Annotated in this window: 10 protein-coding genes; 7 read left to right on the top strand and 3 right to left on the bottom strand. The window is 75.1% G+C overall.

Features of this window, described 5'->3' with window-relative positions:
- Window positions 1-28: 28 nt before the first annotated feature.
- The 3 genes from AC3EUV_RS32395 to AC3EUV_RS32385 all read right to left on the bottom strand — a co-directional run bounded on the left by AC3EUV_RS32395 (window position 29) and on the right by AC3EUV_RS32385 (window position 2,458).
- Window positions 29-1,189, bottom strand: a complete 1,161-nt coding sequence (locus tag AC3EUV_RS32395) for a PadR family transcriptional regulator (RefSeq protein ID WP_432146223.1) — start codon at window positions 1,187-1,189, stop codon at window positions 29-31.
- 2 nt (window positions 1,190-1,191) lie between these two features.
- Window positions 1,192-2,121 (bottom strand): DUF4097 family beta strand repeat-containing protein, encoded by a 930-nt coding sequence (locus AC3EUV_RS32390; RefSeq protein WP_432146224.1) that lies wholly within the window; start codon window positions 2,119-2,121, stop codon window positions 1,192-1,194.
- Window positions 2,122-2,275: 154 nt separating this feature from the next.
- Window positions 2,276-2,458, bottom strand: coding sequence for a DUF6104 family protein (locus AC3EUV_RS32385; RefSeq protein ID WP_018087464.1), 183 nt, complete (start codon window positions 2,456-2,458; stop codon window positions 2,276-2,278).
- A 153-nt stretch (window positions 2,459-2,611) separates the two neighbouring features.
- Between AC3EUV_RS32385 and AC3EUV_RS32380 the strand changes: the two genes are divergently transcribed.
- The 7 genes from AC3EUV_RS32380 to fxsT all read left to right on the top strand — a co-directional run bounded on the left by AC3EUV_RS32380 (window position 2,612) and on the right by fxsT (window position 14,880).
- Complete coding sequence (locus tag AC3EUV_RS32380; protein WP_432146225.1) at window positions 2,612-3,031, top strand: CU044_2847 family protein; 420 nt, start codon at window positions 2,612-2,614, stop codon at window positions 3,029-3,031.
- A complete protein-coding gene (locus AC3EUV_RS32375; RefSeq protein ID WP_432146226.1) occupies window positions 3,031-5,277 on the top strand; it encodes a VMAP-C domain-containing protein in 2,247 nt (748 codons plus the stop codon). The genes AC3EUV_RS32380 and AC3EUV_RS32375 overlap by 1 nt, the downstream gene beginning before the upstream one ends.
- Before the next feature lie 348 nt (window positions 5,278-5,625).
- Window positions 5,626-6,681, top strand: a complete 1,056-nt coding sequence (locus AC3EUV_RS32370) for an AAA family ATPase (protein WP_432146227.1) — start codon at window positions 5,626-5,628, stop codon at window positions 6,679-6,681.
- Between the two features lie 5 nt (window positions 6,682-6,686).
- Window positions 6,687-10,070, top strand: coding sequence for an SAV_2336 N-terminal domain-related protein (locus tag AC3EUV_RS32365; protein ID WP_435604475.1), 3,384 nt, complete (start codon window positions 6,687-6,689; stop codon window positions 10,068-10,070).
- A gap of 105 nt (window positions 10,071-10,175) precedes the next feature.
- Window positions 10,176-10,394 carry a YxD-tail cyclophane-containing RiPP peptide gene (locus AC3EUV_RS32360; protein WP_085922885.1) on the top strand — a complete coding sequence of 73 codons (219 nt, stop codon included), beginning with the start codon at window positions 10,176-10,178 and terminating at the stop codon, window positions 10,392-10,394.
- Window positions 10,395-10,553: 159 nt separating this feature from the next.
- A complete protein-coding gene (locus tag AC3EUV_RS32355) occupies window positions 10,554-11,735 on the top strand; it encodes an FxsB family cyclophane-forming radical SAM/SPASM peptide maturase (protein ID WP_432146229.1) in 1,182 nt (393 codons plus the stop codon).
- A gap of 133 nt (window positions 11,736-11,868) precedes the next feature.
- Entirely contained in the window at window positions 11,869-14,880 is a 3,012-nt protein-coding gene (gene fxsT / locus AC3EUV_RS32350; protein ID WP_435604474.1) for an FxSxx-COOH system tetratricopeptide repeat protein, read from the top strand.
- Window positions 14,881-14,893: the final 13 nt, after the last annotated feature.

The raw sequence follows: 14,893 nt of genomic DNA, 5'->3' as shown, positions 1-14,893 counted from the left end.
GTCGGCCCGCCCCGGCGGGCCCGGCAGCTCAGTCGTCCGGGTCGGTGCCGGACGCGTACCGCTCCGGGTGGCGCAGCAGCGCGCCGATATGGGCGGCGGCCGTCGACAGCCGGCGGCGGGACTCCCGGAGCTGTGCGGCCGTCACCCCGTGATCGCGCGCCGCGTCCCGCAGATCGTCGCGGAAGCGGTCCAGCAGCCGGTCGAAGTCCCGGGCGGGGTCGTCACCGGCCGGTTCCCGCGCCCACTCCGGGGCCGGCGGGGCCTCGGCCGCCGCGTCCTGGCCGGGCTCTTCCCCGGTCTGATCGACGCGCTCGACCGTCACCTTCGTCCCGTTGTCCCGCCCGGCCCGTCCGGCCGTGCCCGGCTCGCCGTCGCTCTGCCGGGCGTCGGACGGACCGCCGGTGAAGCGGCCGACCTCGCGGGACATCTCGGACAGCGCCTCGCGCACCGCGCCCGACCAGTCGCCCGACCGCATCGCGCCCTGGGTCTGCTCCTGGACGCGCTTGAGGACCCGTTGGACCTCCTCGCGCGCGAACACCTGGGCGTCCCTGGCCTGCTTACGGGCCCGCTGGGCGTCCTGCTTGGCGCGCCGGCTCTCCTCCTTGGCCCGCCGGGCCTGCTCCTTCCACTCCTCCTTGGCGCGCCGGAACTCCTCCTTCGCCTGCTGCCAGGACTCCTTGTCGCCGAGCGCGCCGTCGAAGTAGTCGGCGGCGTCCGGGAACGGCTGCCCGCCGGCGCCGTCCCCGGCGTCCGCGGTCCGTTCGCCGCTCCGCCCGGCCTTTCCGGCGCCCCGGGCGTCCCGGCGGGCCTGCTGGGCGGCCTCCCGGATCTCGCGGCGCAGATCCCGCGCCGAACCGCTCACGTCCTCCCGGATGTCGGAGGCGAGCGCGGCGACCGACTCCCGGATCTCCAGTTCGAGGTCGGCCAACTCGCCGCCGCGGTCGGCGAGTTCGGCCCGTCCGGCGTCGGTGAGCGAGTAGACCTTGCGGCCGCCCTCGGTCGTGTGGGTCACCAGGCCCTCGGCCGCCATCTTGGCCAGCCGGGGGTAGACCGTGCCGGCGGAGGGGGCGTAGAGGCCCTGGAAGCGTTCCTCCAGGAGGCGGATGATCTCGTAGCCGTGCCGCGGGGCCTCGTCCAGCAGCTTGAGGAGGTAGAGGCGGAGGCGGCCGTGGGCGAAGACGGGGGGCATGCTCAGAGCACCTTCTTCTCGGCGGGCGGGTCGGTGGGGGAGTCCCCCTGCGGGCCGGGGGCCGGGCCGCCGCCGGGGCCGCCCGGCCGGTCCTCGTCCTCGAACGCGGGGCGGCGCAGCAGGGCCAGACCGCCGGAGACGGTGGTGACCTTGAGGGTGCCGGTGCCCGCGCCGAGCGCGCCGGTGATCTTCTTGGCGCCCCACATGCCGGTGACCCGCAGATCGTCGAAGGCGTTGGAGACCGTGCCGCTCGCGGTGTTGGCCTCCACCGTGGCGTCGGCCGGGTCGGGCAGCCGGATGGCGACCTCCCCGGAGACCGTGGTCAGCGCGATGTCCGCGCCCTGGGCGGGGTCCAGGTCCAGGACCATGTCGCCGCTGACGGAGTCCGCGCGCACCGCCCCGCCCGCCCCGTCGATGACCGTCAGATCGCCCGAGACGGAGTGGAACCGCAGATCGCCGGTGACCGACTGCACCTCGACATTGCCGGAGACGGTGTCGGCCTGCACCCTGCCGGTCAGCCCGACGAGCGTGGCGTCCCCCGAGACCCCGCGGACGTCCGTACGCCCCGAGATGCCGGAGATCACCGCACCGGCCCCGACCACCCCGACCTCGACGCGGGTGCCGGCCGGCACCGTCACCGAGATGACCGCCCTGCGGTTCCATCCCTTGCGTTCCAGGAACTTCAGGAAGCCCTTCCAGGGGAGGTCGTCGTAGGCGACCGAGAGGGTGCCGTGCTCGCACGAGACGGTCAGCGGCGGGCCGTGCAGCTCGCTGATCTCCACGCGGGCCGGGCTGCCGTCCGAGGTGCCGACGACGTTGACGATGCCGCCGACCACGCGCACGTTCAGGGCGTCGAGGGGGTCGGGGATCTCCAGCGTGCGTGGCTCGGCCACCTCTGTCGGTCGCTGCGACCACTCGCTCCGGGCTGACATTCCGGGCCTCCCCTGGATAGCCGGACAACGCAACATATCGTGTCTCTTGAGAACACGATATATCGCGGATCGGCGAAGTCAAGCGCCCGGATCGCGGGGTGACCGCCCGCCGGCCCGGGCGCCGTGGTCGCGACCCGGCCCGCTCCCCGGTGGCCTATTCGTCCTCGTCCTCGTCGTCCAGACGGGCCAGCCAGGTGGCCAGCCGCTCCACCGGTACCTCGAAGTCCGGATTGAGGTCGACGAACGTACGCAGCTGGTCGGCCACCCACGCCAGGGTGACCTCCTCCTCGCCGCGCCGGTTCTCCAGCTCCTCGATGCCACGGTCAGTGAAATACACGCGCTCTCCACCAGGGGTCATGGGTCATTCCCGGCCAGGATAGGCAGGCTCACGGACCTCTCGCGCCACAGACGCCCGACGGCTAGCCTGATCACCTGTCAACGGTCCTGCGGCAATTGGGAAATTGCCGCCCACGGGGCGCAGGAGGCCGTGATGCAAGATCGCGCACAGCGCATCGAACTTCCCGACGGTACGGAAGTCTGGGCCCGGGTCTCCCGGCTGGACACCCCGGCACCCGACGGGACGGACGACGCGGACGGGGAATTCGAGGACGTCGGCGCCTGGGACGCGCTCGGGGCCCGGGTCGAGGGACTCCGCGAGGTGATCGGCGGGGTCGCCGCCAGCGTCCGGCAGGCCACCGAACGGGTCGCGCCGCACGAGACCAGTGTGACCTTCGGCGTGGAGCTGTCGGCCAAGCCGGGCAAGGCCGTCGCCCTGCTCGCGGACGGCGAGGCGAAGACCAACCTCTCCGTCACCCTCACCTGGCGGCGCGAGGACCGGGCGCCGTCCGGGGACGCGCCACACGGGGTGCATACCGCCGACCGCCGGGAGCCGGACGATTCGAGCCGCTGATGTCGACCTCCGAGGGCCGGGCCGCCGGCCAGGGTGACCGCGCCCGCTACACCCAGCTTCTCGACCACGCCGGACGCACCACCGTCGCCCTGCGCGCCGCACCGGGCGGGCCCGCGGCCCGGCCGTGGGGCAGCGGGGTGCTGATCGCCCCGGGATGGGTGCTGACCTGCGCTCATGTGCTCGCGGCGAGCGATGGGCGGCGTCGCGACCTGGGCCCGGACGGGGTCTTCGGCGTCACCTTCGACGGCCGGGTGGTGCCCGCCCGGCTCGCCTACGACCTGAGCCGGCCCGACCCGGCCGCCGGGCCCGCCGCCGCCCGCGCCGACCTCGCCCTGGTCCAGCTGCTCGACCCGGAGACCGAGCACCCCTGCGCCTGGCTCAGCGATCAGCCGGCGACGCTCCTGGAGGACGCGTACATCTTCCGCGGGCACGACGCGTCGGGCGTAGTGGCCGAGGGGGACGGCGACGCGGGTACGGGCACGGGCCGCCGGGGGGAACGCGCCGTAGGTGACGCCGGTGGCGTCGGTGACCCCCAGGACGGGCGCCCCGGGCCCGAGCCGGGCGACGGGCGCGGCACCCGGGGGCGCACCTCGCACGGGGCGCCCGCCGGTCCGCGCGCCCCCGCACCCCCCGTCGACCCCTTCATCGCGGTCCGCTTCGGCGCCCGCGACGCCCGGGGCCTCCAGTTCGGCAGCGATGTCCGGGTCACCCCGGGGGCCTCCGGCGGACCGCTGCTCGACTGCGACCGCGGCGAGGTGGTCGGCATCGTCAAGGGCCGCCACCAACAGGACCACGTCGGGCTGGCGGTGCCGGTCACGGCGCTGCGCGGGCTGGGGCCGGAACACCTGGTCGCGGGCGCCGAGGGCCTGGGGCCCGACCCGTACCACGCGCTGATGAGCCTGCACGACCGCTGGCACTGGGCCGGTCAGGACCTCGGCCGGGCCGTCGGGCCCACCTGGTTCGACGCCCAGCACACGATCATGGCGGGCCGCGGCCGGCTGTGGGGCGTCCAGGAGCGGCTCCAGGCGCTGGACCTGCTCGCCCGGCTGCCCGCACCGCGCGATCCGCTGGTCGTGGAGGCCGCGGTCGGCGAGGTGCTGGAGCGCGGCGAGCGGCCCGGAGCCTGGCTGCTGCGTACCTGGCGGGACGGGCACGGCGCCCTCTACCAGGGCAGCGACCCGTACACGGAGCTGCGCGCCTTTGTGCACTATCTGCGGATCGTGGCCCAGCTGACCGCCGACGAGGTGCGCGACGCCCCGGGCGACGAGGCCGCCGCGGTCCGCGCCCAGGCCGCCAGGCTCGCGGAGTTCGTGCAGGCCAAAGCGGTGGTGCTCCAGCCGCAGGACCGCCGCAGGATAGGGCCGGTGCGCCGCCGGCCGCGCTCCGTGCTCGTCGAGTTCGAGCCGCTCTTCTACGACGAGGGCGGGGAGGAGCTGTTCAACTGGTCGGTCAGCGAGGGCTACGGCCAGGGGCAGTGGCTGCGGGTGGACGTCCAGGAGTCGGCCGGCGGGGTGCCGTTCGAGCAGGCGCGGGAGCAGGTGCTGCGGCGGCTCGGCGGGCGGCTGCTGCGGGCCGACGGGGACGCCGGGCCGAATGCCCGGGTACGCCTGGAGGTCGCCGTCCCCGAAGGCCACTGGGACACCGCGGCCGGCCAGTGGGAGGTGGCGGCCTCGACCCGGCGCACCGCCCGGCTGCGGCCGGTGGGCCCCGGGCGCGCGGTGATCCTGCGGGACCAGGGGCGGCGCGAACAGGTCGACCCGGCCTGGCTGCGCCGCTGGCAGGGCCTGGCCGCCGCCCGTGAGCTCCAGGCCCTGCGGATCCCGCCGCGGCCGGGCGCCGATGCCCGGTCCGGTTCCGCCGAGGCGATCTGGCGGCTGCTGGAGACGGCCGGTGAGGGCGTGCTGCCGGCGCTCTGCCACACCGTCGCCGACGGGTTCGGCCGGGACGCGGTCGGCGTCGCCCTGGACACCGGCTTCCCGGCCGGGCTGTGGCCGGCCCACGGGCACGGCGAGGAACGGGACTGCGACGCCGGGTGCGAGGAGTTCCACCGCGGGGTGCGGGAACTGCTCCAGGGGTCGGGCGGGGTGGCCCGGCTGCCCGAGCTGGTCCGGCAGTTGCGGGCCAAGGCCGCGGAGGCCGCGGAGGAGGGCACGCACTGGGCGCGCGATCTGGTGCTCCTCTACGACGACCCGGAGGACCCGATTCCGCCGCTCTTCACGGACCGCCCCCAGATGTCGCCGCACTGAGCGGTTCGGGGCGCCGCCCCCTGGTGCTCCGGGCGCCGCGTACGCCCCGTACACCTCGCACGCGCCCGGTGCCCGGCCGGGCGGCGTCCGCCCCTCCTGCGGCAAGTCACGCCCCGTACCTGGCACTTGAGCGCCCGCGATGCCCGCGCGGGAGACCGGAAACCGCCCCGTGCGCTTCCGTCCGGGTGGGTACTGTCATAGCGTCGTGGAAGACTTGTTCGTGAGGACGCGACTGCGTGACTGTGGGTGGCGGACGCGGGGGGAGGCCGAGCGGATGCCGAGATCTCCGGCGGTCCGCCATGACCATCGCTCCTGACCGAGGCCTGGCCGGCGACGAGGAGTTCCGACGTGAGCGACTGGCTCATCTACCGTGGCGCGGGGGCACCGCACGACGGAATTGAGCATCTTCCGCCGCCACCCCCCTGGCGCGATTTCGACGGCGGCCCCCTCGTGGCGCCGCCGGCCGCCCTCGACCCCTCCTCCGAGCGCAGGCTCGGTGTGCAGCACCGGGAGGCCAGCCACCACCGCCCCGGCGAGACCGAGCGCGAGCTGGTCAACGCCGCCCTGTATCTGCGCCGGCCGCTGCTGGTGACCGGCGCACCGGGCAGCGGCAAGAGCACCCTGGCCCATTCGGTGGCCTACGAGCTCGGGCTCGGCCGGGTGCTCGGCTGGCCGGTCGTCAGCCGCAGCACGCTCCGTGACGGTCTGTACGACTACGACGCCATCGGCCGCCTCCAGGATCTCCAGATCGCCCGTGCCGCCCCGGCCGCCGCGGAGGGCGCACCGGCGGCCCGCCCGGACCCCAGCGACGAACCCGGCGGCGGTATCGGCCGCTATATCCGCCTCGGCCCGCTGGGCACGGCCCTGTTGCCGGCCGCCCGGCCCCGGGTGCTGCTCGTCGACGAGCTCGACAAGAGCGATATCGATCTGCCCAATGACCTCCTCAATGTGCTGGAGGAAGGGGAGTTCCGGATTCCGGAGCTGGAGCGGCTGGCCGGATCCGCCCCCGAGGTGGAGGTGCTCAGCGACGACGGCACGCGGGTGACGGTGCGCGACGGCCGGGTGCGCTGCCGTGCCTTCCCCTTCATCGTCCTCACCAGCAACGGCGAACGGGACTTCCCCGCGCCGCTGTTGCGCCGCTGTATCCACCTCCACATCCCGGTGCCCGACAAGGAGCGGCTCGCCGCCATGGTGCGGGCGCATTTCGGCGAGGGGGCGGCGGAGCGCTACGAAGCGGTGATCGACCGCTTCCTGGACCGCGAGCCCGGCGATGTCCGCGCCGTCGACCAGCTCTTCAACGCCATCCACCTGACCCAGAGAGCGGGCTGGACGGACGAGGACGAGGAGGAGACGCGGCGGCGTCTGACGGCGGAGCTGATGCGGCCTCTTGACCGGACGAGGTGAGTCCGGTGCCCCCCGGGGAGCCCGGCCCGGGCCCCCTCGACGAACTCGTCGCCCGGCTGACCGCGGCGGGGCTGCCGGCCGACGCCCGCGGGATGGCCGATGCCCTCTGGCTCGCCCAGTGGATCACCCCGGGCCCCGCGCGGTCCGAGGGCGCCGCGGATGCCGGGCCCGCCCACGGGGACCCTCCGGACCGTACGGATTCAGCCACTTTCCGGGTGGGGCCCTCCGCATCCGCCGAGTCCGCGGGGACGGGTGGGACGGCACTGGCCAACGGGGCGGGGCCGGCGGACGGGGACCCCGCTGCGTCCGCGCTCCAAGAGGGCGCCCGACGCCGGGTCGCTGAGCTGCTGCCCACGCGTGACCCGGGGGAGCCGCCCGCGCGCTTCCCCGACCCGGACCGGCAGCGCCTCGGCGAGGTCGCGGTCCCGATCGCCTCCGCGTTCCCCGGCCTGCTGCCGCTCCAGCGCGCGCTGCGGCCCATTCAGCGCTACCGCCCGCCGGTCGCCCCGTTCCCCCGGAGGCTGGACGAGCCCGCCACCGCCGAGCTCTCCGCCCACGCCGAAATGATCATCCCGGTGCTGCGCGGGGTGCACCGCCGGGCGGCCGGCCTGCGGCTCCTGATGGACGGCTCGTCCTCGATGGCCGTCTGGGAGCAGATGCTGCACGACCTGCGCCAGGTCTGCGAGCGGGTGGGCGCCTTCCGCGATGTCACGGTGCACTACCTCCATCCGCACGGCCCGGACGTGGGGGTCGCGGCGGCCCCCGGCCCCGGCCGCCCGCTGCGCCCCGCCGACCAGCTGCACGACCCGACGGGCCATCACCTCACCCTCGTCGTCAGCGACTGCGCGGGCCCCCTCTGGCGGGACGGCCGGATGCAGCGGCTGCTCTACCGCTGGGCGGCCGACGCCCCGCTCGCCGTCGTCCAGCCGCTGCCGCAGCGGATGTGGGCGCGCACCCTGCTCCCCGCCGTCGCCGGCACCCTCGTCCGCCGCCAGGGCCCCTACCAGGCCCTCGGCTTCCGCCCGGCCCGGCGCCGCCGCCGTCCCGCCGGGCCTCCGGGCGCCGCCGAAGTGCCCCGCGAGCGCGCCATCCCGGTGCTGTCCGCCACCCCGTCCGCCCTCGGCTCCTGGGCCCGGCTGGCCGCCGCCGACGCCGGGCTCTCGCTGCGCGGCGCGGCCTCCGTCGTCCGGGCCGACCACGGCACCGAACACCCGGCCGGACCGCCGCCCGCCTCCGGGGCCGCCGGGCCGGCCCGTATGGTCCGCGAGTTCGACCAGCAGGCATCCCCGGCCGCCCGGCTGCTCGCCGTGCATCTGTCGGCCGTGCCGCTCGCGCTGCCCGTCATCCAGCTCGTCCAGCGCGCGATGCTGCCGCAGACCGGCCCGGCCGAGCTGGCCGAGGTGCTGCTCAGCGGACTGGTCACCCAACTCCCGCCGGACGAGCGGCCGTCGGGGGAGCAGGCCGGGGTGAGCGGCCCCTGGTACGACTTCGTGCCCGGTGTACGCGATGAACTCCTCGCCCGGCTCAGTGCGGGGGAGGCGGCCCTGGTGCTCAAGCACTGCTCGCTCTACGTCGAGCGCACCTTCGGCCGCAGCGCCCGCAACTTCCCGGCCGTCGCGGTCGCCATGCTTTCCGGCAGCGGCCGGGAGCCCGAGACCGGCCGGCGGGCCGTCCCCGAACCCTTCGCCCGGGTCTCGGAACGCGTGCTGCGCCGCTTCGAACCCGCGCTGCGCCCGCCCGCCCGGCGGCCGTACGCGACCGACGGACCCGCCGCGGAAGGCGCGGCCCTCCTGGAGCGCTACGAACAGGACCGCGCCGGCCGGGATCTGATCGAGGCGGTCCGGCTGCTGCGCGCCGCCACCGAACGCCTCCCGGTGGCCGGCACCGACCTGGCCCGCGCGCTGCTGCACGCCTGGGCGACCTGGCGCCAGCCGGACGCCCTGGAGGAGGCGGAGCACGCGGCCCGCGCCGCCGAACGCGCCACCGCGGGCGAGCCGGCCGCCGACGACCAGGAGGGCGCCACGGCCGGCCGGGAGGCCGAACGTACCCGGGCGCTGATCGTGCTCGGCCGGGTCGGCCACGCCCGCGCCCGGGAGCGCCGCACGGCCGGCACCCCCGCCGAGGAGCGCACCGCGCTCGCCGACGCCGCCCGTCATCTGCACGCCGCCTGCGGGCTGATGAGCCTGCTGGACCCCCGCGTCCTGGAGAGCATGGTGTTACGCACCGAGGTCCTGCGCCGCCTGGCCGCCCTGCCGCCCGTGCCGAGCACCGACGGAGCGACCGACCCCGACCCCCTCGACGAGGCGGAACGCTCCCTGACCACGCTCCTCGACCAGTGGCCCAGCGGAGAGCAGGTGCCCGGCGAGGTCTATGCCGCCCGCGGCGGCGTGCTGCTCGACCAGGCCCGGCGGGCCGCCCGCGGCGACACCGAAGGGCCGCGCCCCGCCGAGGCGCTCGCCGTCCGCGCCGCCGACGACCTCGACACCGCCGCGGTCCTGCTGCGCCGCCGCGGCGGCGCGGCCGACCGGCTGGTCTGCGAGACCCTGCTCGATCTCGCGGCGGCCCGCCAGCTCAACGGCGGCGCGGGCCTGCCGTCCGTGCTGCCCACCCTCGAACACGCCCGTGCGCTGGCCCATGAACTGGACGACCGGGCCCTGGAAGCGGACAGCCTGCGCCGTACGGCCGCCGCCCAGCGCGCGGTGCACACCCGCACCGGCGAGCTGACCGCGCTGGACGCCGCCATCGCCGCGCTGGCCGCCGCCCTCCGGCTGACCACCCCCGATTCGCCCGAGCACAGCGCGCTGCTCGCCGAGCGCGGCGCGGCACTGCTGCTGCGCGCCCGGCTGGAGCCGGCCGGGGAACCGGGCAAGCGGCTGGCCAACGAGGCGGTGCACGTCCTGCGCGAGGCGCTGGGCCGGGTCGCGCCGCAGGACCCCGACCTGGGCAACCACCGGCTGCTGTTCGGCCGCGCCCTGCGGCTGCGCTACGAACGCCAGCCCTCGCTCGCCGATCTGCACGAGGCCGACTGGATCCTGGAGCTGGCCGCCCGCGGCGCGGACGTACCGGACGCGGTGGCGGCCGAGGCCTGGCTCGAAGTGGGCGATGTGCAGCTGCTGCTGGACCGCCGCTTCGACTCCCGTGAGCGCCATGACCGGGCCGCCGCCTGCTACCGCCGGGCCGCCGCGGCCGCCCGGCGCGCCGACAGCGCCCTGCCGGCCGCCCGCGCCCACCACCGCCGCGGCGAGGTCCTGGAGGTCACCGCGGGACCCCGGCCCGCGCTGCACGCCTACCGCGAGAGCTGGGAGCAGTGGCAGCGGGCCGGCGAGGACACCGGCCCCGAGGCCCAGCGCACCCGCGCCCGTATGCGCGCCCTGGAATCCACCGCCTGACAGGTACTGGCACCCCGTCCGGCTGCCTGGCCGTCCGCACCGGAACGTGTTTCTGTGGACGGCAGTTCGGGAACACACCCGTCCAGCCGGCCAGAGGAGAGCAGCGTGGCGACTACCCCCCGCACCGAACCGGCTGTGGCCGCCCCGCCGGGGCCGTCGGCCGAGCGGCTGCCGGACTTTGCCGGGGTCGACGTGGGCGTTCTGGCGGCACGGACCGGCCATGCGGTGCTGGGCGAGGTGGCGGCGCTGCTGCTGCGCAACTGGCCGTCGGCGGAGGACGCCGTCGCCTATTACGAGGACGGTCCGGAGAAGGTCTTGCACTGAGGGTCGAGAACGGTTGTTTTTGGGCAAACGTGCAAGGAAACCGGCCAGTTGCCGGGGAAAATTGGTTCCTCGCCCGGGGGTGGAGCCATGTACCAGGCAACGGGCCGGAATGGACGGGCCCGTACCTCGACGCAGGCAGACGAGAGCAGGGGGCGACCCGTGGCGGGGGAGAAGACCGGCCCGACCGCTGTCGTGCCCTTCCGGCAGTTCGTGCTCAAGGTCCACAGCCGCTGCAACCTCGCCTGCACCTACTGCTACATCTACGCCGGGCCGGACCGCAGCTGGCGCGCCCGCCCGCCGACCGTCCCGGCCGCCACCATGCGCCAGACCGCCCTGCGGATCGCCGAACACGCCCGCACCCACCGGCTGCGCGAGGTCCGGATCGATCTGCACGGCGGCGAGCCGCTGCTCACCGGCCCCGGACCGCTGCTGGCCCAGGCCGCCGCGGTCCGCGCCGCGCTGCCCGCCGGCTGCACCGCCGAATTCGGGGTGCAGACCAACGGGACGCTGCTCACCCGGGACATGATCGACACCCTCGCCGCGGCCGGGTTCCGGCTCGGCCTCAGCCTCGACGGCGGCACCCCCGGCCTCAACCGCCGCCGTATCGACCACGCCGGGCGGCCCTCCTGGCCCGCGGCCTCCCGCGCCGTACGCCTGCTCCACGACCGGCCCGAGGTCTTCGCCGGCATCCTGTGCACCATCGACATCACCGCCGACCCCGCCGAGGTCTACGACTCACTGCGCGCCCTGGACCCCCCGATGGTCGACTTCCTCCTCCCGCACGCCAACTGGTCCAGCCCTCCCCCAGCTACCGCTGGGAGGGGCTCCCAGCCCGCCCCCCTCGGCCCGGCCGGCCGCACCCCGTACGGCGACTGGCTGTGCACCGTCTTCGACCTGTGGTGGGACGGCGGCCCCGGCCCCCGCGTACGGGTCTTCACCGAAATCCTCGGCCTCCTCCTGGGCCGCCCCAGCTCCAGCGAGGCGGTCGGGCTCTCCCCGGTCGTCGCCCTGGTCGTCGACACCGACGGCGCCATCGAACAGGTCGACTCGCTCAAATCCACCTACGAGGGCGCCGCCGCCACCGGCCTCGACGTCTTCCACCACACCTTCGACGACGCCCTGGCACACCCCGGGATGGCCGCCCGCCGCAGCGGCCGGGACGGCCTCTGCCCACAGTGCCGCGGCTGCGCCCTGGTGGAGGTGTGCGGCGGGGGCAACTACGCCCACCGCTACCGCGCGGACGCCGGCGGCTTCACCAACCCGTCCGTCTACTGCGCCGATCTGGAGCGCCTGATCCGGCACCTCGCGGCCCGCCTGGACGCCACGGTCGCCCTCAACTGACCTGCGGCCGAGATGACCTGACGCACTGTCGTCATATGGAGGGACACTTGGGCTATCGTGCCAAAAAGCCAGGGCGTGCCTGATGAGACAGCCTCTCCGCGCGCGCACCATCGCATCCCAGGGAGACGGTCGCATGGTCGATCAGGCCCACTTTTCCGGTCCCACCGGCTCCAACGAACACATCACCATCAGCTACGCGGGCTTCACCCGCCCCTGGGCCGCCTGGATCTCCCATCAGCTGGAGCAGCAGGGCCACGGCACGACCATGCTGCGCTGGGACCCGCAGGTGGACACCGCCCTGGCGGAGGAGCTGTCGGGGCTGCTGGCGGCCGAGGGCCGGCTGCTGATGGTGCTGGACGACTGGTACTTCCGGCTGGGCCCCAAGACGCAGGAGGAGTGGACGGCCGCGCTGCGCGAGGTGGTCCCCGCGCACGCCGACCGGTTCGCCGCGGTGAGCGTGGCCACCCAGAGCCTGCCCGCCACGGCATCCCTGCTGCGCCCCGCCGACCTGCGCGACCTGGATGCCCACGAGGCCAACCGCCGGGTACTGCAACGGCTCGGCATCGCGGCGCCGGGCCGGGCCGTGGACGAGGACGCGCCCGGCGCGCCCCGCTTCCCGAACAACCCGCCCGAGGTGTGGAACATCCCGCGCCGCAACAACCGCTTCACCGGCCGCGACCAGGTCCTCGAAGCGCTGCACGGCAAGCTGGCCGGCTCCGGCGCGGGCGCCGGCCCGCCCCTGGAGACCCGGATCGCGCTCTACGGCACCTCCGGCGTCGGCAAGAGCCAGATCGCCGCCGAATACGCCCACCGCTTCGGCAACGACTACGACGTGGTGTGGTGGATCAGCGCCACCAACCGCGGCGCCGCCCGCGAGCAGCTCGCCGAACTCGCCACCCGGCTCGGCCTGCCCGTGGGCCGTGAGCTGGGCGACCGCATCCGCGCCGTCCACGAAGCGCTCCGGGTCGGCCGCCCCTACCGCCGCTGGCTGCTGATCTTCGACAGCGCCGACGACATGGAGCAGATCGAGGACCTGGTGCCGGACGGCCGCGGCCATGTCCTGATCACCACCCTCACCCGCGACTGGTCCGGCTCCGGCAGCGCCCAGGAGATCGAGGTGCCGCCCTTCGACCGCGTCGAGAGCGTCGCCTATGCGCGCCGGCGCGCCCCACGGCTGACGCCGATGGAGGCCGATCTGCTCTCCGAGGCGGTCCAGGACCTGCCGCTGCTGCTCGCCCAGACCGCCGCCTGGCTCGACGCCAACCCGATGTCCCCCAAGGAGTACATCGAGCTGATCCGCCGCGGCGAGCCCAGCCTCGTCGGCATCCGGATCTCCTCCGACTACCCCATGGCCTTCCAGACCAGCTGGGCCATAACGCTCAACACGCTGCGCGAACGCAGCCCGGCCGCGGTCGAACTCCTCAAGCTGTTCGCGTTCTTCGCCCCGGATACCATCCCCGTCCCGATGCTCGCCCGGGCCCGCCGCGGTGACCTGCCCGAGCACCTCGCCGACCTGGCCGCCGAGCCGATCAGCTGGAACACCGCGCTGCGCCGGCTGACCGAGTCCACCGCCGTACGCCTGGACTACCAGGTCTCCCAGGACGCCGACCCGGCCGTGGAAACCGCGCTGATGCACCGGCTCTACCACCGGTTCCTGCGCAGCGACATGACCGAGGACGAGCGCGATCTGATGTCGGCGTGCGCCTGCCGGGTGCTGGTCACCGCCGACCCGCAGAACCCCGCCGACACCCGCTACTGGGAGCGCTACGCCGAACTCATCCCGCATCTGGAGCCGGCCGGCGTCCTCGACAGCCCCGAGCCCACCGTCCAGCAGCTGCTGCTGAACTGCGTGGAGTATCTGCGGGTCCGCGGCGAATACCGCATGGGCCTGCGGCTGTGCGAACAGTTCATGTCCCGCTGGCGCACCCGTCTCGCGGCCACCCAGCGCACCATGCTCGTCCTCACCCACCAGCACGCCAACATGCTGCGCCGGCTCGGCCGCTACCGCGAGGCCGAGGCGGTCGGCAGCGCCGTCGTCGACCAGCTCGCCGCCGAGCGGGACCCCTCCGACGCCGATCTGCTGCGGGCCCAGGACGGGCTGGCCGGCACGCTGATCGCGCTGGGCTCCTACGAGCAGGCCTACGACCTCTTCGACGCCGTCTGGCGGGCCTACACCGAGCTGCTCGGCCCGGAGGCGCCCCGTACCCTCTCCTCGCGGCACAACCTCGGCAGTGTCCTGGCGCTGCTCGGCCGGTACGAGGAAGCGCTGGTCACCCATCGCGAGGTGCTGTCCTTCCGGGAGCGCGAGCTGCGCGCCCGCCACCACCTCACGCTCAACGCGGGCACCGCCTACGCCCGCACCCTGCGCCTGCTCGGCCGCTACCGCGACGCCACCTCCAGCCAGGAGCTCAACGCCCGGCTGCATCTCCAGGTGATGGGCGCGCACACCCCGCAGACCCTGCGCGCCGAGCACAATCTCGCGCTGTGTCTGCGCCGCTCCGGCGAGGTCACCCGGGCTGCCGGCCTGCTGGCCGACCTCGTCGAGCGCTCCCGCCGGGTGCTGGGGCCCCGCCACCCCGAGACGCTGATGGTGCGCGCGGACCATGCCACCTTCCTGCGGGAGCACGGCGATCTCGGGCACGCCCGCGACCTCGCCGAGGAGGTCGCCGAGCGCTATCGCGCACTGGCCGGCGAGCGCCATCCGTACACCGTCGGCACCCTCGGGAACGTCGGGCTGGTCCGCGGCGAGTTCGGGGACCCGGCGGACGCGCTGGACCTCGCCGAACGCGCACTGAGCGGGATGGCCGAGGCCATGGGCCCCGGCCACCCCTGGACGCTGGGCTGTGCGCTGAACGCCGCCGCGGCCCGCAACCGGGTGGACGACGAGGAGGGCGCGGTGGAGCTGGGCCGCGACACCCTGGAGCGGGCCAAGGTGAGGCTGGGCGAGACCCATCCGCTGACCCTCTCCGCGAAGACGGCGCTGTCCGAGGACCTGCGGGCGCTCCGCCGGGGCCAGGAGGCGGCCAAGTTCGAACAGGAGGCGATCGGTCAGCTCGCCGAGACCCTGGGCGCCGAGCATCCGCACACCCTCTCCGCCCGGCGTCGCCGCCGCCCGTACTGGGACTTCGAACCGCAGCCCGTGTAGCGAGCCGCGCGGG

It is taken from the genome of Streptomyces sp. bgisy130, assembly GCF_057708345.1.
This window is presented reverse-complemented; position numbering and strand designations above follow the sequence as displayed.

What these genes read in the sequence shown, in the direction of transcription:
- AC3EUV_RS32395 (WP_432146223.1), bottom strand. Translation starts at nt 1,189, where the DNA reads ATGCCCCCCGTCTTCGCCCACGGCCGCCTCCGCCTCTACCTCCTCAAG.
- AC3EUV_RS32390 (WP_432146224.1), bottom strand. Translation starts at nt 2,121, where the DNA reads ATGTCAGCCCGGAGCGAGTGGTCGCAGCGACCGACAGAGGTGGCCGAG.
- AC3EUV_RS32380 (WP_432146225.1), top strand. Translation starts at nt 2,612, where the DNA reads ATGCAAGATCGCGCACAGCGCATCGAACTTCCCGACGGTACGGAAGTC.
- AC3EUV_RS32375 (WP_432146226.1), top strand. Translation starts at nt 3,031, where the DNA reads ATGTCGACCTCCGAGGGCCGGGCCGCCGGCCAGGGTGACCGCGCCCGC.
- fxsT (WP_435604474.1), top strand. Translation starts at nt 11,869, where the DNA reads ATGGTCGATCAGGCCCACTTTTCCGGTCCCACCGGCTCCAACGAACAC.